Genomic DNA, 18,746 nt, shown 5'->3' with positions numbered 1-18,746 from the left:
AATACCAGGGGTGTCGCCAGGGGCGGCACCGGGTTAATCGTCGAGGCGCTCTTCCAGCTGGCGCACTTCGTAGGCGAGCTTGTCGAGGAACTGCATGCGGCGCATCAGGCGCTCGGCCTGTTCACGCTGCGCGGCGTCGTTCCAGCAAGCGGCGAACTCCTCGTTGAGGGCTTCGGAGGCGGCTTTCAGGCGGCGCTTGAACGCGGCCACGCCATCAAGGTCGGCACTGTCCTGAAGGTCTTCGAGCTCTTCGCGCCACTGCATCTGCTGGAAGAGAAACTCGGGATCGTGGACGGTGACTTCCTGCGGCACTTCATGGCCGCCGAGCGCCAACAGGTAACGCGCCCGACGGGGCGCGCTCTTGAGGGTCTGATAGGCATCGTTGAGACCAGCGGACCGTTCCAGCGCCAGGCGCTGTTCGCGCTCGGACGCATCGGCGAACCGGTCTGGATGCACGGCACGGGCCAGCTCGCGGTAGCGGGCGGCCAGTTGCTCGAGGTCCAGACGGAAGTCCGGCTGCAGTTCAAACAGGGCGAAATGACAAGGAGTACCCACGCGCAGCCTCAGACGTTGAAGCTTTCGCCGCAGCCACACTCACCGCGCACGTTGGGGTTGTTGAACTTGAAGCCTTCGTTCAACCCTTCCTTAACGAAGTCCAGCTCGGTACCGTCGAGGTACACCAGACTTTTCGGGTCGATGATCACTTTCACACCGTGACTTTCGAACACTTCGTCTTCGCCGTTCGGCTCGTCAACGAACTCCAGCACGTAGGCCAGACCGGAGCAGCCGGTAGTACGGACACCCAGGCGAACACCGTCACCCTTGCCGCGTCCTTCGAGGGAGCGCCGCACGTGGTTGGCGGCGGCTTCTGTCATGCTGATAGCCATCGAGACTCCTTAAACCTGCTGAAGGTGGTTCAGATCAGACCTTTCTTCTGCTTGTAGTCGCGAACGGCCGCCTTGATGGCGTCTTCGGCGAGTACCGAGCAGTGGATCTTGACCGGCGGCAGGGCCAGTTCTTCGGCCAGCTGCGTGTTCTTGATGGTCTCGGCTTCGTCCAGGGTCTTGCCCTTCATCCACTCGGTGGCGAGGGAGCTGGAAGCGATGGCCGAACCACAGCCGTAGGTCTTGAACTTGGCGTCTTCGATGACGCCCTGCTCGTTGACCTTGATCTGCAGGCGCATCACGTCGCCGCACGCCGGAGCGCCGACCATGCCGGTGCCAACATCCGGGTCTTCGGCATTCATCTTGCCGACGTTGCGCGGGTTTTCGTAGTGGTCGATGACCTTTTCACTGTATGCCATGGTGCAATTCCTTCCTCATCAGAGAGCCGCTCTTGCCGGCGACTACTTAGTGCGCAGCCCACTCGATCTTGGAGATGTCGACGCCGTCTTTGTACATATCCCACAGCGGCGACAATTCGCGCAGCTTGGTAACGGCCTCGCAGACCTTCTGCGCGGCGTAGTCGATTTCTTCTTCGGTGGTGAAGCGGCCGAAGGTGAAGCGGATCGAGCTGTGCGCCAGTTCGTCGTTGCGGCCCAGGGCGCGCAGGACATAGGACGGCTCGAGGGATGCCGAAGTGCATGCAGAACCGGACGATACGGCCAGGTCCTTGAGCGCCATGATCAGCGACTCGCCTTCGACGTAGTTGAAGCTCAGGTTCAGGTTGTGCGGAATACGTGCGGTCAGGCTGCCGTTGACGTACAGCTCTTCCAGGCCTTCGACCTGTTTGAAGAAGCGATCGCTCAGGGCCTTGATCCGTACGTTCTCGCTGGCCATCAGCTCTTTGGCGACAGCGAAGGCTTCGCCCATGCCGACGATCTGGTGGGTCGCCAGGGTGCCCGAACGCATGCCGCGTTCATGACCACCGCCGTGCATGGCAGCTTCCAGGCGAACCCGCGGCTTGCGGCTGACATACAGCGCGCCAATGCCTTTCGGGCCGTAGGTTTTGTGAGCGGAGAAGGACATCAGGTCGACTTTCAGCTTCTGCAGGTCGATCTCGACCTTGCCAGTGGACTGAGCCGCATCGACGTGGAACATCACACCGCGGGAGCGGGTCAGTTCACCGATGGCGGCGATGTCGTTGATGGTGCCGATCTCGTTGTTCACATGCATGATCGACACGAGGATGGTGTCGTCGCGCAGGGCCGCTTCGATCATGGCCGGAGTGATCAGGCCGTCGCTGCCAGGCTCGAGGTAGGTGACTTCGAAGCCTTCGCGCTCGAGTTGGCGAGTGCTGTCCAGGACCGCTTTGTGCTCGATCTTGGAGGTGATGATGTGCTTGCCCTTGGTGCTGTAGAAGTGCGCGACACCTTTCAACGCCAGGTTGTCGGACTCGGTGGCACCGCTGGTCCAGACGATTTCGCGTGGGTCGGCATTGACCAGGTCAGCGACCTGGCGGCGGGCGTTTTCGACCGACTCTTCAGCTTTCCAGCCGAAGACGTGGGAGCGCGACGCCGGGTTACCGAAGTTCCCGTCGACCAGCAGGCATTCGCTCATCTTCTGGGCGACACGTGGGTCGACCGGAGTGGTCGCGGAGTAATCGAGGTAGATCGGCAACTTCATTGAATCTCTCCTATCAGGCAGGCGCGTCGCTCGTTCGAAACGGTTATTCGACGGCGGACGTTTCAATCTTGTCCAGATGCGGGGCTCGGCCGGCAATGCGGCGAAGGTCCTGGCGCTGGGCCACTTCCTGGACCTCTCGGCGGGTCACTAGGTCGGCCAGGCTGATTCCGCTGAGGAATTCGTGAATTCGTGCACTGAGGTCGCACCACAGGTGGTGGGTCAGGCAGGTGTCACCGGCATGGCAATCGCCGAGGCCTTGGCAACGGGTTGCGTCGACCGATTCATTGACCGCATCGATAACCTGGGCCACCTGGATGCTTTCCATGACTCGCGAGAGCTGATAGCCACCGCCTGGACCACGCACACTGGATACCAGGTTGGCGCGGCGCAGTTTGGCGAACAACTGCTCCAGATAAGAGAGGGAAATGCCTTGGCGCTCAGAGATGTCGGCCAGGGACACCGGCCCATTTTGCGCGTGCAGTGCCAGGTCGAGCATGGCAGTCACGGCGTATCGGCCTTTAGTAGTCAGTCGCATGGCTATTTGATACCACGGGAGTTACAGGATGTGTGCGAGTATGCGATTCCCGAGCATTTAAGTCAACTATAAGACCTACTGCTTTAGTCGGGATTGCGCCTGAACGGCGGGCGCGATGATAGCAAGATCAGGGCGTGAGCACACGCCCCTTGTAACGAACGGCCTGTCAATGCGTCGGCGCGTCGCTGCGAACCTCGCCTTTGACGCAGGCGAAATCTTCTTCATGCAAGGCCGGAAGCTCCTTGGCGCAGTAGTCGCTGCCGAGGTTTTTCAGCGCACCGCACATGTCTTCCAAGCGCCCGTCCACCGCTTGCAGGTGATCGAGCAACTGACCAATGGCGCGGGCCACCGGGTCGGGCATGTCTTCGCTGACGCCGTAGGCATCAAAGCCGATCTTCTCGGCCATGGCCTTGCGCCGGGCTTCCTGCTCGACATCGGACTTGACGATGATCCGCCCCGGAATTCCCACCGCCGTGGCGCCGGCCGGCACGGCCTTGGTGACCACTGCGTTGGAGCCGATCTTGGCACCGGCACCCACCGTGAACGGACCAAGCACCTTGGCCCCGGCGCCGACCACCACGCCGTCTTCCAGGGTCGGATGGCGCTTGCCCTTGTTCCAGCTGGTGCCGCCGAGGGTCACGCCCTGGTACAGGGTGACATCGTCGCCGATCTCCGCCGTCTCACCGATCACGATGCCCATGCCATGGTCGATGAAGAAGCGCCGGCCAACCTTGGCACCCGGATGGATTTCGATCCCGGTCATCCAGCGGCCGAAGTTCGACACCAGCCGGGCCAGCCACTTCCAGTCCTTCTTCCACAGACAATGCGCCGCGCGGTGCAGCCAGATCGCGTGCATGCCCGGATAGCAGGTCAGCACCTCAAAGGCATTGCGTGCCGCCGGGTCACGGTGGAATACGCTTTGGATATCTTCACGCAGACGCTCGAACATTATTGATCCTTCCGCTTGTGTGCATCGCCCCGGGCCGCTTTCTGGGTTTCGGTGAGGATGCCGCGCAAAATACTCATTTCCGAACGATTCACCGCGCTGCGCCCGAACAGGCGACGCAAACGCGGCATCAGGTGCTTGGGCCGGGACGGATCGAGGAAACCGATCTGCACCAGCGTGTCTTCCAGGTGCCCGTAGAACCGCTCCATTTCGTCCATGGTGGCCAGTTCTTCGACCGGCTCATCCTTTTCCGTTTTTTCAGGCTGCGACGCCTGCGCCAGCCAGGCCGTGCGGACCTCGTAGCTCAGCACCTGCACCGCCGCCGCCAGGTTCAGCGAGCTGAAATCCGGATTGGACGGGATGTGCACGTGGTAATGGCAGCGCTGCAGCTCTTCATTGGTCAGGCCGGCGTGCTCACGACCAAAGACCAGGGCGACCTGCTCGCCCTGCGCCGCTCGTCCGGTAACTTCGGTGCCGCACTCGCGCGGCTCGAGCATCGGCCAGGGCAGGCTGCGACTGCGCGCACTGGTGCCGATCACCAGAGTGCAGCCGACCAGCGCGTCTTCAAGGGTGGAAACCACCTGGGCACCCGCCAGCACATCGTCGGCGCCGGAAGCGCGCGCGCTGGCCTCTGGAGACGGGAAATCCGCAGGACTCACCAGCACCAGCCGCGACAGACCCATGTTCTTCATGGCACGCGCAGCGCCTCCGATATTGCCGGGGTGGCTGGTACAAACCAGAACGACACGTATATTTTCCAGCACGGCAGGCGCTCTCAGACACTAAAAAGAGGGGAGCAAATCTTACAGAAGCGACCGCCATTAAGCTACGTAAGCAAATGTTGCCCTTCTGCCCGGAAAGTTTTCTGATAGAATGTGCGGCTTTCTTTAACACTCAGGTGAAACGTCCATGCAGCCCATGCTGAATATCGCGCTGCGCGCCGCCCGCAGCGCCAGCGAACTGATTTTCCGCTCAATCGAGCGCCTGGATACCATCAAGGTTGATGAGAAGGACGCCAAGGATTACGTGTCCGAAGTTGATCGCGCCGCCGAGAAAGTCATCATCGACGCGCTGCGCAAAGCCTACCCGACCCACGCCATCCAAGGCGAAGAGACCGGCCTGCACGCCGGCAGCGGTGAAGGCGAAGACTACCTGTGGATCATCGATCCGCTGGATGGCACTACCAACTTCCTGCGTGGCGTTCCTCACTTTGCTGTCAGCATCGCCTGCAAATACCGCGGCCGCCTCGAGCACGCCGTCGTACTGGACCCGGTTCGCCAAGAAGAATTCACCGCTAGCCGTGGCCGTGGCGCCCAGCTGAACGGCCGTCGCCTGCGCGTCAGCTCGCGCACCAGCCTGGAAGGCGCCCTGCTCGGCACCGGCTTCCCGTTCCGCGACAACCAGATGGAATACCTGGACAACTACCTGGGCATGTTCCGCGCCCTGGTCGGCCAGACCGCCGGCATCCGCCGCGCCGGTTCCGCCAGCCTGGACCTGGCCTACGTTGCCGCTGGTCGTTTCGACGCCTTCTGGGAGTCGGGCCTGTCCGAATGGGACATGGCTGCGGGCGCGCTGCTGATCCAGGAAGCGGGCGGCCTGGTGAGCGACTTCACCGGTGGTCACGACTTCCTTGAGAAAGGCCACGTCGTTGCCGGCAACATCAAGTGCTTCAAGGCTGTGCTGACGGCTATCCAGCCGCACCTGCCGCCTTCGGTAAAGCGCTGAGCTTTTAGCCGGGCATGAAAAAAGCACCTTTCGAGGTGCTTTTTTTTGGTCGAATTTCAGGGCCTCATTACTGAGCCGGCTGCGCCTGCCCCAAAACCAGATTGCCCTGCTTATCCAGCGGAATCTGCGACCCAGGATCACGGTCCATGCGCACCTGACCGACCTTCTCGCCGACCGAATACTTCACGTCATAGCCAATCACCTTCTCGCTTACGTCATTGACCGTGTTGCAACGGGTCTGTGTCGTGGAGTAGGTGTCGTTGTTCTGCATGTTTTCCTGAACCTTGTTGCCGGCATAACCGCCGCCGACCGCACCGGCCACCGTGGCGATCTTCTTGCCGGTGCCGCCACCGATCTGATTGCCGAGCAGCCCACCCGCTACCGCACCGAGCACGGTACCGGCGATCTGGTGCTGATCCTGCACGGGCTTCTGCCGCGTAACGGTCACATCCTTACAGACTTCCCGTGGCGTCTTCACAGTCTGCTTGACCGGCTGCACACCCAGCACCTGGGCGTATTCCGGCTCGCTGTTGACCAGGCTGTAGGTCGCGACAGCACCTCCGGCAGTCACACCGACAGCACCCAGTACCGCACCCACCAGCATCGACTTATTCACGTGAACCTCCTGATTTACCTGCGGGTTTGACCCGCGCTTCTCCCAACCTTGGAGCAAAAAAAAAGGCGCGAGTTCAATACTCGCGCCTTCCTCTTCCGCCTGAGGCGTAGGAAAAAGCCTTATGGACGCTCGTCCACACCTTCAGTTTTAACCGGAGGAATCAGGTCTTCGCTGTTCAGGTTCAGCCAGATCAGCACCACGTTGGCGATGTAGATGGACGAGTAGGTACCCGCCAGAACACCCACCAGCAGCGCCAGGGAGAAGCCGTACAGGTTGTCGCCGCCGAAGAACAGCAGCGCAGCGATGGCCAGCAAGGTCGACACCGAAGTCGCCACGGTACGCAGCAGGGTCTGGGTGGTCGAGATGTTGATGTTCTCGATCAGCGACGCCTTGCGCAGCACGCGGAAGTTCTCGCGAACCCGGTCGAACACGACGATGGTGTCGTTGAGCGAGTAACCGATGATCGCCAGCACCGCCGCCAGCACCGTCAGGTCGAAGGTGATCTGGAAGAACGACAGGATACCCATGGTCACGACCACGTCGTGGATCAGCGAGATGATCGCGCCGACCGCGAACTTCCACTGAAAGCGGAAGGCCAGGTAGATCATGATCCCGCCCAGCGCCAGGAGCATGCCGAGGCCGCCCTGGTCACGCAGCTCTTCGCCGACCTGCGGACCGACGAACTCGACGCGCTTGACGGTCGCCGGGTTGTCGCCGCCGGCCTTCTGCAGCGCCTCGGAAACGCGGTTGCCCAGCAGCGGGTCATCGCCCGGCATACGCACCAGCAGGTCGGTGGTCGCACCGAAGCTCTGCACCACGGCGTCGTGGAAGCCGGACTTGACCAGCTCTTCGCGGACCTGGGTCAGATCAGCCGGACGCTCGTAGGTCAGCTCGATGAGCGTACCGCCGGTGAAGTCCAGGCCGAAGTTCAGCCCTTTGTGGAACCAGCTGAACAACGCCAGAACGGTAAGGAGCATGGTGACGGCGAACGCAACATTGCGCACGCCCATGAAGTTGATCGTACGTAGCATGGCAGCCCCTTAAATCCACAGCTTCTTGAAGTCACGCCCGCCATAGATCCCGTTGACGATCGCACGGGTAACCATGATGGCAGTGAACATCGAGGTGAAGATACCCAGCGACATGGTGACCGCGAAGCCCTTGACCGGGCCGGTGCCCATTGCGAAAAGGATGCCGCCGACCAGCAGGGTCGTGAGGTTGGCGTCGAGAATCGCCGTGTAGGCACGGTCGAAACCTTCGTTGATGGCGCGCTGCACGGACATCCCGTTGGCCAGCTCCTCGCGGATACGCGAGAAGATCAGCACGTTGGCGTCCACCGCCATACCCATGGTCAACACGATACCGGCGATACCAGGCAGCGTCAGGGTCGCGCCAAGCACCGACATCAGTGCCAGCAGCAGGACCATGTTGCCCGCCAGGGCGACAGTGGCGATCAGACCGAAGAAGCGGTAGATGGCCATGATGAACAGCGAGACGAACAGCATGCCCCACAGCGACGCATCGATACCCTTGGTGATGTTGTCGGCACCCAGGCTCGGACCGATGGTGCGCTCTTCAGCGAAGTACATCGGCGCGGCCAGGCCACCGGCACGCAGCAGCAGGGCCAGCTCGGACGACTCACCCTGGCCGTTCAGGCCGGTGATGCGGAACTGGCTGCCCAGCGGCGACTGGATGGTCGCCAGGCTGATGATCTTCTTCTCTTCCTTGAAGGTCTGGATCGCCACGTCTTTCTCGACGCCGTCGACCACCTGCTTCTCGTAGCGGGTCGTCGGACGCTGCTCGATGAAGATCACCGCCATGCTGCGACCGACGTTGCTGCGGGTCGCGCGGCTCATCAGCTCGCCACCGTGGCCGTCGAGACGGATATTCACCTGCGGACGGCCGTGCTCGTCATAGCTGGCCTGGGCATCGGTAACCTGGTCACCAGTGATGATCAGACCACGCTCGACCGGCGCGGAACGACCGCCTTCACGGAACTCGAAGACCTCGGTCGTGGCTTTCGACGCACCAGGCTCGGCGCCCAGGCGGAATTCCAGGTTGGCGGTCTTGCCGAGGATACGCTTGGCTTCGGCGGTGTCCTGCACACCCGGCAGCTCGACCACGATGCGGTTGGCACCCTGGCGCTGAACCAGCGGCTCGGCGACGCCCAGTTCGTTGACGCGGTTACGTACCGTAGTCAGGTTCTGCTTGATCGAGTATTCACGGATTTCCGTGACCTTCGCCGGCGTGATCGCCAGGCGCAGCACGAACAGGTCGTTACGCTCGTTGGTGGTCAGGTCGAAATCGTTGAAATTCTTGCGGATCAGGCTGCGAGCCTGTTCGCGGGAGGCATCGTCGGAGAAGCCCAACTGGATGCCACCATCCTGTTGCGGCAGGCTGCGGTAGCGCACACGCTCCTTGCGCAGCAGGCTCTTCACTTCACCTTCGTAGACTTTCAGGCGCGCTTGCATGGCCTTTTCCATGTCCACTTCGAGCAGGAAGTGCACACCACCGGAAAGGTCCAGGCCCAGCTTCATCGGATGAGCACCGACGCTGCGCAGCCATTTTGGCGTGGTCGGGGCCAGGTTCAGCGCCACCACGTAATCATCGCCCAGTGCCTTGCGCACGACATCCTTGGCGGGAAGTTGGTCTTCCTGTTTGGTCAGACGCAGCAGTGCGCCACGGCCACTTTCACCCAAACTTGCGCCCTTGACCGCGATCCCGGCATCGACCAGCGCCTTGCTGACACGGTCCAGATCGGCCTGATTGACCTGCAGCGCAGTGCTGGCGCCGCTGACCTGGATAGCCGGATCGTCAGGGTAGAGATTGGGAGCGGAATAAATAAAACCGATCACCAGTACCACCAGGATCAGTGCGCATTTCCATAGAGGAGTTTTGTTCAGCATCACGCCGCCCGTTCAAGACGCGGGGCGCCTTGCGCGCCCCGTCGATTGGTAAAAAACTTAACTTAGATCGCTTTGAGCGTACCCTTCGGCAGGGTGGCCGCTACAGCGCCTTTCTGGAACTTCAGTTCAACCGTGTCGGACACTTCCAGAACGATGAAGTCATCACTGACTTTGACGATCTTGCCGGCGATACCGCCGTTGGTGACAACTTCATCACCCTTTTGCAGATTGCCCAGCAGGTTCTTCTGCTCTTTTGCACGTTTGGCCTGTGGACGCCAGATCATCAGATAGAAGATGACCAGGAAACCCACCAGGAAAATCCATTCGAAACCGGTACCGGCCGGGCCGGCGACAGCAGGGGCTGCGGCGTCCGCGTAAGCGGCAGGAATCAGAAAGCTCATGAGGCACTCCAAGTTGCAAAATTGTATTTGTCAGGATCGACGGAACATCAGTCCAAGGGCGGCACAGGCAGCCCGCGCTTGGCGTAAAAGGCATCGACAAAGGCGGCCAATGTACCTTGTTGAATAGCCTCGCGCAAACCAGCCATCAGGCGCTGGTAATGACGCAAGTTATGGATCGTATTCAACATGCTGCCCAACATTTCGCCGCATTTATCCAGGTGATGCAGATAAGCGCGGGAGAAGTTCTGGCAGGTATAGCAATCGCAGGTCGGGTCCAGCGGCGAATCATCATGACGATGGAACGCGTTGCGGATTTTCAGGACGCCGGTATCGATGAACAGATGACCATTTCGCGCATTGCGAGTGGGCATCACGCAATCGAACATGTCGACACCGCGGCGCACACCCTCAACAAGATCTTCCGGCTTGCCAACCCCCATAAGGTAACGAGGTTTGTCAGCGGGCATCAGGCCTGGCAGATAGTCCAGCACCTTGATCATTTCGTGCTTCGGCTCGCCCACCGACAGGCCGCCGATGGCCAGGCCGTCGAAGCCGATCTTGTCCAGGCCTTCCAGCGAGCGCATGCGCAGGTTCTGGTGCATGCCGCCCTGGACGATGCCGAACAGTGCCGCGGTGTTGTCGCCGTGGGCGTTCTTCGAGCGCTGGGCCCAGCGCAGCGACAGCTCCATCGACACCCGCGCCACGTCTTCGTCGGCCGGGTACGGAGTGCATTCGTCGAAAATCATCACCACGTCAGAGCCCAGGTCGCGCTGGACCTGCATCGACTCTTCCGGGCCCATGAACACCTTGGAGCCGTCCACCGGCGAGGCGAAGGTCACGCCCTCCTCCTTGATCTTGCGCATCGCGCCCAGGCTGAACACCTGGAAACCGCCGGAGTCGGTGAGGATCGGGCCTTTCCACTGCATGAAATCGTGCAGGTCGCCGTGGGCCTTGATCACCTCGGTGCCCGGGCGCAACCACAGGTGGAAGGTGTTGCCGAGGATCATCTCGGCGCCGATGGCCTCGATGTCCCGCGGCAGCATGCCCTTGACCGTGCCATAGGTGCCCACCGGCATGAACGCCGGGGTTTCCACGGTGCCACGGGGGAAAGTCAGGCGGCCGCGACGGGCCTTGCCGTCGGTGGCCAGCAACTCGAAGGACATACGACAGGTGCGACTCATGCTTGATCCTCGGGCCCGCGTGGCGCCGGATTGCGGGTGATGAACATCGCATCACCGTAACTGAAGAAGCGGTAGCCGTTTTCCACCGCCGCCGCGTAGGCCGCCATGGTTTCCGGGTAACCGGCGAAGGCCGAAACCAGCATCAGCAGCGTGGACTCGGGCAAATGGAAGTTGGTGACCAGGGCATCGACCACATGGAACGGCCGGCCCGGGAAGATAAAGATATCGGTGTCGCCGCTGAACGGCTTGAGCACGCCATCGCGCGCCGCGCTTTCCAGCGACCGCACGCTGGTGGTGCCCACCGCCACCACCCGCCCACCGCGTGCGCGGCAGGCGGCCACGGCATCGACCACATCCTGGCCGACTTCCAGCCACTCTTTATGCATGTGGTGGTCTTCGATGCGCTCGACTCGCACCGGCTGGAAGGTGCCAGCGCCGACGTGCAGGGTGACGAAGGCCGTGTCGACGCCCTTCTCGGCGATCTTCGCCAGCAGCTCTTCATCGAAATGCAGACCCGCGGTCGGCGCGGCCACCGCACCGGCGCGCTCGGCGTAGACCGTCTGATAGCGCTCGCGGTCGGCGCCCTCGTCGGGGCGATCTATATAAGGAGGCAACGGCATGTGCCCGACCCGGTCGAGCAGCGGCAGCACCTCCTCGGCGAAACGCAGCTCGAACAGCGTATCGTGGCGCGCCACCATCTCGGCTTCGCCGCCGCCGTCTACCAGAATCCGCGTGCCCGGCTTGGGCGACTTGCTCGAGCGCACGTGGGCCAGCACGCGGTGGCTGTCCAGCACCCGCTCCACCAGAATCTCCAGCTTGCCGCCGGACGCCTTCTGCCCGAACAGCCGCGCCGGGATCACCCGAGTGTTGTTGAACACCATCAGGTCGCCGGGGCGCAAATAATCGAGCAGATCGGTGAACTGCTTGTGCGCCAGCGCGCCGCTCGGCCCATCGAGGACCAGCAGCCGGCTACCGCGCCGTTCGGCCAGGGGATGGCGGGCGATCAGGGAATCGGGGAGTTCGAAGGAAAAATCGGCAACGCGCATGGCAGTGGGGGTACGGGATCGACAGGGCCGGGAAGTTTAGCCGAAAGCGGAAAAATTGACCATGAAACGTGATTGACCAACGGTAGGCCCATCTCTATACTTCGCCGCCACAAGCCCTGATGGCGGAATTGGTAGACGCGGCGGATTCAAAATCCGTTTTCGAAAGGAGTGGGAGTTCGAGTCTCCCTCGGGGCACCAAAATCCAGAAAAAACCGACTTTTTAGTCGGTTTTTTTGTGCCTGGAAGAAAAGGATCGCGCCGCGTTTTCTGTAGGAGCTGGCTTGCCTGCGATGGAGCGCGGAGCGGTCCCGGCGTTTGAACTCGAATGCTTTATGTATAACTGCCTACGGCGGTGAGCCAGGCGATCTAGGTCACTAACCTTGCCGCTCATTTCTGAGCTGCCTACACGGCAGTGAACCCGTGGGCAAAGGCGTCCCCGCGAGCCACCTTTTTCTGAGCTGCCTACACGGCAGTGAACTCGCCCCCCTCTCCATCCCCGTCACCGGAGTTTTTCTGAGCTGCCTACACGGTAGTGAACTTGCCCAGGCCGGCCTCCATTTTTTTCTTGCCTTTCTGAGCTGCCTACACGGCAGTGAACCACCTTAGTGCCGATCTCGACCAGGTCGGCCGTTTCTGAACTGCCTACACGGCAGTGAACATGTGCAAAGCCTGGACGTGGAAAGACTGGATTTTCTGAGCTGCCTACACGGCAGTGAACTCCGCGTTCATCTGCGGGCTGCTGACTGTTCTTTTCTGAGCTGCCTACACGGCAGTAAACCGGTTGACTCCCCGAGCGGCCGTTACGGTAACTTTCTGAGCTGCCTACACGGCAGTGAACATCCGCCCATGCGTCACCTCCAAAAACAAAAGTTTCTGAGCTGCCTACACGGCAGTGAACCAAATCCTGTTCTTCCAGCGCGGACTCCTTATTTTCTGAGCTGCCTACACGGCAGTGAACATCAGTGATATCACCGGCGCCGCTGCGGATCTTTTCTGAGCTGCCTACACGGCAGTGAACGTAGGAGAGGTCAGTCAGCAAGTGCCGGTCCTTTTCTGAGCTGCCTACACGGCAGTGAACACCCGCCGACCCAGCGGCCAGCAATTCCAGGTTTTCTGAGCTGCCTACACGGCAGTGAACCTACCCAGGTTCGTGACGTTGAGCACGCCGCCTTTCTGAGCTGCCTACACGGCAGTGAACGCTTGTCGGCTTCACCGATCACTCGGCCTTCGTTTCTGAGCTGCCTACACGGCAGTGAACGTTCGCTGGCCACGCTTCCATCGCCTGGTACCTTTCTGAGCTGCCTACACGGCAGTGAACCGACGTTGTGGCGGCCGGCGTCAGCACATCCATTTCTGAGCTGCCTACACGGCAGTGAACTAGAAAGAAAACCACCCAGCCTTATGATCCAAAACACAAAAGACTCAAAAAACCCCTTCTGACCCTATTTCCCACGCCTTTTGTAACACCTTGATTTACAAGCACCTCAAACCAACGTCAAAAAAAGGGTCGCCTTCAGCCTCTCAAGGCAGCCGAAGTTTGCTCCTTCCCCGCCCCCACAGCCACCCAAACATACCGCAACAAAAATACCGGCATTTAGCCATCCACTGGGCTATAACTGCGCTTTGCCAATGAGCCGATGAGGAAACCGGTTTCACCATGGAAGGCATCAATTCATCCGACCTCAAGACCATCCTGCACTCCAAGCGAGCCAACCTCTATTACCTCCAGCACTGCCGCGTGCTGGTCAACGGCGGTCGGGTCGAGTACGTCACCGACGCAGGCAAGCAGTCGCTGTACTGGAATATTCCCATCGCCAACACCACCACCATCCTGCTTGGTACCGGAACCTCGGTGACCCAGGCGGCCATGCGTGAACTGGCGAGGGCCGGAGTGCTGGTAGGGTTTTGCGGTGGTGGCGGGACGCCGTTGTTCAGTGCCAATGAAGTGGATATCGATATCGCCTGGTTCTCCCCGCAAAGCGAATACCGCCCTACCGAATATCTACAACGCTGGGTGTCTTTCTGGTTCGACGAAGGACAACGCCTCGCGGCCGCCAAAGCCGTCCAGCGATTGCGCCTGGCGCATATACGCCAACAATGGCTGAAAAGGGCATCGCTTGAGAAAGGCAAGTTCCAGATCGACAGTTCGACCCTGAACGATGTCCTTGAGCAATCGCTTTCCAACCTGGAACATGCCCCCAATCATGAGCATCTGCTGACCGAAGAAGCCCGCCTCACCAAGCGCTTGTTCAAACTGGCCGCCACCGCAACCGGTTACGGAGATTTCGGCAGGGCAAAGCGCGGCAGCGGCGGCGATCCAGCCAACCGCTTTCTCGACCACGGTAATTACCTCGCCTACGGTCTCGCGGCCACGGCAACCTGGGTGCTCGGCTTGCCTCACGGGCTGGCGGTCCTCCACGGCAAGGCCCGCCGTGGCGGGCTGGTGTTCGATGTCGCTGATCTGGTCAAGGATGGACTTATCTTGCCGCAAGCCTTTATCTCGGCCATGCGCGGCGATGACGAGCAAGCGTTTCGTCAGGCCTGCATCGAGAACCTGACGCGAAGCGAAGCACTGGATTTCATGATCGACAGCCTCAAGGACATCGCGGAGCAACTGGGGACTTCGATCGCTTGAACATCCTCTTGATTTGCCAGTGCGACAAACGCGCACTGGTGGAAACCCGTCGTATCCTCGACCAGTTCGCCGAACGACGCGGTGAACGCACCTGGCAAACGCCAATCACCCAGGCAGGCCTGGACACTCTGCGCCGTCTGCTGAAAAAGACCGCGCGACGCAACACCGCCGTCGCTTGTCATTGGATCAGGGGCCTGGACCACAGTGAGCTGCTGTGGATCGTTGGCGATGCCAGCCGCTTCAATCAACAAGGCGCAGTGCCGACCAACAGTAGCCGACGCGACGTCTTGCGAAAAAACGATGAAAACGACTGGCATACCGCTGAAGACATTCGCCTGCTGACACAAATGGCTGCACTGCTCCATGACCTGGGCAAAGCCAGCGTGGCTTTTCAAGCCCGGCTGAAACCGGGCCCGGTTGAACGAAATCTCTACCGCCACGAATGGGTGTCGCTGCGTTTATTCCTGGCGTTCGTCGGGCAGGACGATGATGCGGGCTGGCTACATCGCCTGGCCGCGGCAAACGCGCAACACGACGCGCTCTGGCTGGCGGCCGAACGCTTCAAGCGAGACGGTCTGGATAGCGATGTTCCGCCCCCCTTCAAACAACTTCCGCCACTGGCAGCGGCCATCGCCTGGCTGGTGGTCAGCCATCACCGCTTACCAACGCTCCCCGCCGAAGACGGGGGCCGGTCAGGCGGCAAACTCAGGTTCGGGCAGCGCTTGAAGACCTTCAATCCGGGCATGCTGGTCAATATTCTGGAAGGCATCACCCACCAGTGGAACGAACTCGACAACACCGCGACGAGTGCGGAGATCACGCCTTACTGGCAATTCGATCAGCCACTGCCGGTGGTACTGCCCAAGTGGCGCACCCAAGCGGCCAAAGTTGCTGAGCGCCTGCTAGAGCTTCAGCGCAAACCGGGAAAAGGCGAGTGGCTGGCCAATCCTTATGTCATGCATCTGTCGCGGCTCAGCCTGATGCTCGCAGACCATCACTATTCGAGCCTCGGCCCGGGCGATGGTCGTCGGATAAAAGGCGACCAGGGGTACTCGGTCTTTGCCAACACTCATTCCGACGGTGCCCTCAAACAGCCGCTGGATGAGCACCTGCTGGGCGTGGCGCGAATGAGCGCCAGCATTGTCCACGGCCTGCCAGGGTTCGAACGCCACCTGCCCCGCCTCGTGGGTCATCGGGGCCTGCGTAAACGTAGCGAGGACACGCGCTTTCGCTGGCAGGACAAAGCCGCGGATGCAGCAGCCAGCTTGCGCGGAAACTCCGCCGAACAGGGCGCCTTCATCATCAACATGGCTTCGACCGGTTGCGGCAAAACACTCGCCAACGCCCGCATCATGAACGCCTTGGCCGAGCCGGAACTGGGACTGCGTTGCACCTTCGCACTCGGTCTGCGCACCCTGACCCGACAGACCGGGGAAAGCTACCGCAAGGACCTGCACCTGAATGAGGACGATCTGGCACTTCAGGTCGGCGGCTCCGCCAGTCAGGAGCTATTCAACTTTTATCAGGCCCAGGCGGAAGCCACCGGCTCAGCCTCTACCCAAGCCCTGCTGGAGGAAGACGGTCATGTGCTGTACGAAGGCAACACCAGCCAGCACGGATTGCTGGGCAAAGCGATGGATAACCCGGAGATTCGCCGACTGCTGAGCGCTCCCCTGCTGGTGTGCACCCTCGATCACCTGATGCCCGCCACTGAGGCACAGCGCGCCGGGCGCCAGATTGCGCCGATGCTGCGGCTGATGAGCAGCGACCTGGTGCTGGATGAACTGGATGATTTCGACCTGCCGGACTTACCCGCGCTCACCCGGCTGGTGCACTGGAGCGGCCTGCTGGGAACCCGCGTGCTGATCTCGTCGGCGACCCTCCCGCCAGCGCTTCTGGATGGCATGTTCCAGGCGTATCGCGCCGGACGACAACACTACCGGCGCAATCGAGGCAAACCGTTCGGCACCGACGCCGTCGCGGAGCCCATTCCCTGCCTGTGGTTGGACGAGTTCGGCACGCATCAAGTCGATTGCGCTGACGCTACGGATCTCATCGAGCAGCACAACCGCTTCGTCGACAAGCGCGTGACTGCGCTGAAAGCCACTCCACCACGGCGACGCGGTGAGATCCTCCCGCTGAGCCTGTCGTCCAAGCGCAAAGACCAGCTTCCCGGCGAGTTCGCCGCACAGGTTCGCGAAGCGATGCAACGGGCCCACGCCAGGCATGCGAGCCGGTGTCCGTATAGCGGCAAGCGCGTCAGTTTCGGCTTGGTGCGCATGGCCAATATCGAGCCCTTGTTCGACGTTGCACTTGCCCTGTTCCAGTTGGGTGCGGCGGAGAACCAGCGGATCCACCTGTGCGTTTATCACTCGCGTTTTCCACAACTGCTGCGTTCGGCCATCGAGGCACGGCTCGACCGCACCCTCAACCGCCGACGCGAAAACGCGATCTTTGCCCAACCGGAAGTCCGTGACGCACTGGCAGCTCATCCCGAGCAAGACCACCTGTTTGTAGTGCTTGGTTCACCGGTCACCGAGGTAGGCCGCGATCATGATTACGACTGGGCCGTTGTCGAACCGTCTTCCATGCGCTCGCTCATCCAGCTCGCAGGTCGGGTGCGGCGGCATCGTGACGAGCCCTGCGAAACGCCCAATGTTCTGGTCTTTGATACCAACCTGCGGCATTTCAGCAACCGGCTCGAGAATGGCCGACAGGGCAATCCGGCCTTTATCAAACCGGGGTTCGAGCATCCGAGTTCGGACAAAGGGCATCCGTTTCGGCTGACCACCCATTTCCTCAACAAACTGCTGGAAGACGATGACATTGACGTCATCAGTGCTCGCGCACGTATCCAGGCGCCCTCTCGAACGGAGTGGAAACCCAAGGAACGCCTGGCGGATCTGGAACACGCGCGGCTGGCCGACCTGATGCTGCCGAAGGACCGTGTCCCCTGCGCACCGCTGTCGCGCCGATCACCGCCGCGCCTCGATCTCGATGCCGCCTGCGCCTGGCAATTTCCTCAGGCCGCTCTGACCTGGGCGTTGCCCCAACAGCAGCCTTTTCGTGAGAGCGGCGCGCCGGAAGAGGATTTGCTGTTTCTTCCGGATGAAGACCAAGACCGGCTCGTGCTGCACCGCATTCATGAGCCCAATCGGCACCATCGGGACAAGGCCTACCTGGCGTGTCCGGAAAAACTCGATGAGGTTGATCTGGAAAGGAACCTGGGACCACGAATCGCACCATGGGGAAAACAGCAGAACATGATGGGGTTGCTGGAAGAACTGGCCGACGAATTGGAGTTGCCGCTGGATACCTGTGCTGAGCGGTTTACTTCGGTGCGGGTTTACGAGAACGCGCTCGGATGGCGGTATCACCCGGCACTGGGATTCGCAAAGAAAGGAAACACTGCCTGAGTAAATGTCATCACTGAAAGCACGTCGTTAATACGACGCTTCGCGGCTACTTAAATGGACTGATGAGATGAAAGAAGGACCCGAATCAATACCCCGCACTACCCTCTTCCGCACCACCATCGCCAGCTTCATCACGGAACGTAAGGAAGCCAAGCTCAAGGGTGCGGAAACCGACGACGACACCCCCGTCGCCGCCAAATATGACTACGTCACCTGGCTCGCGGATGCCGCGCGGCGGGTTTCGCAGATCCAGGCGGTCACTCATGTCCTCAAGGCCACTCACCCCGACGCCCGCGGCACCAGTTTGCATGTCGAACCCTCATCGCTGGTTCAGCATGCAGAGGTCGGCAGCCACGAACTGGGCAACCACTACGCGACCGACATCGTCGGCAACGCCGCCGCGCTGGACGTCTACAAGTTTCTCAAGGTCGAAGTGGAAGGCCGGCAATTGCTGGAGTGGTTCCGCGAAAACGACCCCGACCTGCTTACGGCCCTGCACGAGAATGCCGAGACCGCCAACGAGTGGGCCGACGCCTTCAAAAATCTGATCCGGCCCGGCGAGCGCATCAGCACCCATGAGATGGCCAAGCAGGTGTACTGGAGTGTCTCCGGCGACCCGGCGGACGACGCCGGTTTTCATCTTTTGCAGCCGCTGTTCCCTAGCAGCCTGATGCACGCGGTGCATCTGGATATAAACGATGCACGCTTCGGTGAACGCAACAAAATCGCGCGCCCGGCCGGGCGCGATAAAACTCACCACTCAGACACCTACCGC

General features: G+C 61.0%; 17 protein-coding genes, 1 tRNA gene and 1 CRISPR repeat array. Of the genes, 5 read left to right on the top strand and 13 right to left on the bottom strand.

The features are described from left to right. Nucleotides 1-33: 33 nt before the first annotated feature. The 7 genes from hscB to trmJ form a co-directional block, all read right to left on the bottom strand. A complete protein-coding gene (gene hscB / locus NTD88_RS27720) occupies nt 34-555 on the bottom strand; it encodes a co-chaperone HscB (protein WP_095159538.1) in 522 nt (173 codons plus the stop codon). 8 nt (nt 556-563) lie between these two features. Continuing rightward, the gene (gene iscA / locus NTD88_RS27715; protein ID WP_095159537.1) at nt 564-887 is read right to left on the bottom strand and encodes an iron-sulfur cluster assembly protein IscA; all 324 of its coding nucleotides are present in this window, start codon (nt 885-887) and stop codon (nt 564-566) included. 29 nt (nt 888-916) lie between these two features. Further along, nucleotides 917-1,303, bottom strand: coding sequence for a Fe-S cluster assembly scaffold IscU (iscU, locus tag NTD88_RS27710; RefSeq protein WP_003248539.1), 387 nt, complete (start codon nt 1,301-1,303; stop codon nt 917-919). Between the two features lie 46 nt (nt 1,304-1,349). Beyond that, nucleotides 1,350-2,564, bottom strand: a complete 1,215-nt coding sequence (locus NTD88_RS27705; RefSeq protein ID WP_095159536.1) for an IscS subfamily cysteine desulfurase — start codon at nt 2,562-2,564, stop codon at nt 1,350-1,352. A gap of 43 nt (nt 2,565-2,607) precedes the next feature. After that, nucleotides 2,608-3,099 carry a Fe-S cluster assembly transcriptional regulator IscR gene (gene iscR, locus NTD88_RS27700; protein ID WP_095159535.1) on the bottom strand — a complete coding sequence of 164 codons (492 nt, stop codon included), beginning with the start codon at nt 3,097-3,099 and terminating at the stop codon, nt 2,608-2,610. Between the two features lie 166 nt (nt 3,100-3,265). After that, entirely contained in the window at nt 3,266-4,048 is a 783-nt protein-coding gene (gene cysE, locus NTD88_RS27695; protein WP_095159534.1) for a serine O-acetyltransferase, read from the bottom strand. Then, on the bottom strand, nt 4,048-4,809 hold the full coding sequence (trmJ, locus tag NTD88_RS27690; RefSeq protein ID WP_095159533.1) for a tRNA (cytosine(32)/uridine(32)-2'-O)-methyltransferase TrmJ: 762 nt from the start codon (nt 4,807-4,809) through the stop codon (nt 4,048-4,050). Before trmJ ends, cysE begins: the two co-directional genes overlap by 1 nt. A gap of 145 nt (nt 4,810-4,954) precedes the next feature. Between trmJ and suhB the strand changes: the two genes are divergently transcribed. Beyond that, nucleotides 4,955-5,770: an inositol-phosphate phosphatase gene (suhB, locus tag NTD88_RS27685; protein ID WP_042120846.1), complete on the top strand. Its 816-nt coding sequence runs from the start codon at nt 4,955-4,957 to the stop codon at nt 5,768-5,770. 67 nt (nt 5,771-5,837) lie between these two features. Here the strand turns inward: suhB and NTD88_RS27680 are convergent, their stop codons facing one another. The 6 genes from NTD88_RS27680 to queA all read right to left on the bottom strand — a co-directional run bounded on the left by NTD88_RS27680 (nt 5,838) and on the right by queA (nt 11,920). Beyond that, nucleotides 5,838-6,386 carry a glycine zipper 2TM domain-containing protein gene (locus NTD88_RS27680; RefSeq protein WP_262153700.1) on the bottom strand — a complete coding sequence of 183 codons (549 nt, stop codon included), beginning with the start codon at nt 6,384-6,386 and terminating at the stop codon, nt 5,838-5,840. Between the two features lie 119 nt (nt 6,387-6,505). Beyond that, complete coding sequence (gene secF, locus NTD88_RS27675; protein ID WP_262128640.1) at nt 6,506-7,417, bottom strand: protein translocase subunit SecF; 912 nt, start codon at nt 7,415-7,417, stop codon at nt 6,506-6,508. Nucleotides 7,418-7,426: 9 nt separating this feature from the next. Continuing rightward, nucleotides 7,427-9,292 (bottom strand): protein translocase subunit SecD, encoded by a 1,866-nt coding sequence (secD, locus tag NTD88_RS27670; protein WP_262153699.1) that lies wholly within the window; start codon nt 9,290-9,292, stop codon nt 7,427-7,429. Nucleotides 9,293-9,354: 62 nt separating this feature from the next. After that, entirely contained in the window at nt 9,355-9,693 is a 339-nt protein-coding gene (yajC, locus tag NTD88_RS27665) for a preprotein translocase subunit YajC (RefSeq protein ID WP_095159529.1), read from the bottom strand. 47 nt (nt 9,694-9,740) lie between these two features. After that, a complete protein-coding gene (gene tgt, locus NTD88_RS27660; RefSeq protein WP_175651912.1) occupies nt 9,741-10,856 on the bottom strand; it encodes a tRNA guanosine(34) transglycosylase Tgt in 1,116 nt (371 codons plus the stop codon). 14 nt (nt 10,857-10,870) lie between these two features. Then, nucleotides 10,871-11,920: a tRNA preQ1(34) S-adenosylmethionine ribosyltransferase-isomerase QueA gene (queA, locus tag NTD88_RS27655; RefSeq protein WP_262153698.1), complete on the bottom strand. Its 1,050-nt coding sequence runs from the start codon at nt 11,918-11,920 to the stop codon at nt 10,871-10,873. Nucleotides 11,921-12,033: 113 nt separating this feature from the next. Here queA and NTD88_RS27650 point away from each other — a divergent pair. From NTD88_RS27650 to csy1, 4 genes are all read left to right on the top strand, one after another. Then, a tRNA-Leu gene (locus tag NTD88_RS27650) sits at nt 12,034-12,118 on the top strand. A 192-nt stretch (nt 12,119-12,310) separates the two neighbouring features. Then, nucleotides 12,311-13,298: a CRISPR direct-repeat array (repeat unit 28 nt; unit sequence TTTCTGAGCTGCCTACACGGCAGTGAAC). Nucleotides 13,299-13,577: 279 nt separating this feature from the next. Beyond that, nucleotides 13,578-14,555 (top strand): type I-F CRISPR-associated endonuclease Cas1f, encoded by a 978-nt coding sequence (gene cas1f, locus NTD88_RS27645; RefSeq protein ID WP_262153697.1) that lies wholly within the window; start codon nt 13,578-13,580, stop codon nt 14,553-14,555. Beyond that, a complete protein-coding gene (gene cas3f, locus NTD88_RS27640) occupies nt 14,552-17,971 on the top strand; it encodes a type I-F CRISPR-associated helicase Cas3f (protein WP_262153696.1) in 3,420 nt (1,139 codons plus the stop codon). The genes cas1f and cas3f overlap by 4 nt, the downstream gene beginning before the upstream one ends. Before the next feature lie 67 nt (nt 17,972-18,038). Next, the coding region (gene csy1 / locus NTD88_RS27635) for a type I-F CRISPR-associated protein Csy1 (RefSeq protein ID WP_262191781.1) at nt 18,039-18,746 on the top strand (708 nt) is incomplete at its 3' end.

Source organism: Pseudomonas sp. 20P_3.2_Bac5, from assembly GCF_025466035.1.
Lineage (GTDB): Bacteria > Pseudomonadota > Gammaproteobacteria > Pseudomonadales > Pseudomonadaceae > Aquipseudomonas.
Note: the sequence above shows the minus strand (reverse complement) of the source record. Positions and strands in the feature narration are given on the sequence as shown.

What these genes read in the sequence shown, in the direction of transcription:
- iscA (WP_095159537.1), bottom strand. Translation starts at nt 887, where the DNA reads ATGGCTATCAGCATGACAGAAGCCGCCGCCAACCACGTGCGGCGCTCC.
- iscU (WP_003248539.1), bottom strand. Translation starts at nt 1,303, where the DNA reads ATGGCATACAGTGAAAAGGTCATCGACCACTACGAAAACCCGCGCAAC.
- NTD88_RS27705 (WP_095159536.1), bottom strand. Translation starts at nt 2,564, where the DNA reads ATGAAGTTGCCGATCTACCTCGATTACTCCGCGACCACTCCGGTCGAC.
- iscR (WP_095159535.1), bottom strand. Translation starts at nt 3,099, where the DNA reads ATGCGACTGACTACTAAAGGCCGATACGCCGTGACTGCCATGCTCGAC.
- cysE (WP_095159534.1), bottom strand. Translation starts at nt 4,048, where the DNA reads ATGTTCGAGCGTCTGCGTGAAGATATCCAAAGCGTATTCCACCGTGAC.
- suhB (WP_042120846.1), top strand. Translation starts at nt 4,955, where the DNA reads ATGCAGCCCATGCTGAATATCGCGCTGCGCGCCGCCCGCAGCGCCAGC.
- secF (WP_262128640.1), bottom strand. Translation starts at nt 7,417, where the DNA reads ATGCTACGTACGATCAACTTCATGGGCGTGCGCAATGTTGCGTTCGCC.
- secD (WP_262153699.1), bottom strand. Translation starts at nt 9,292, where the DNA reads ATGCTGAACAAAACTCCTCTATGGAAATGCGCACTGATCCTGGTGGTA.
- yajC (WP_095159529.1), bottom strand. Translation starts at nt 9,693, where the DNA reads ATGAGCTTTCTGATTCCTGCCGCTTACGCGGACGCCGCAGCCCCTGCT.
- tgt (WP_175651912.1), bottom strand. Translation starts at nt 10,856, where the DNA reads ATGTCCTTCGAGTTGCTGGCCACCGACGGCAAGGCCCGTCGCGGCCGC.
- queA (WP_262153698.1), bottom strand. Translation starts at nt 11,920, where the DNA reads ATGCGCGTTGCCGATTTTTCCTTCGAACTCCCCGATTCCCTGATCGCC.
- cas1f (WP_262153697.1), top strand. Translation starts at nt 13,578, where the DNA reads ATGGAAGGCATCAATTCATCCGACCTCAAGACCATCCTGCACTCCAAG.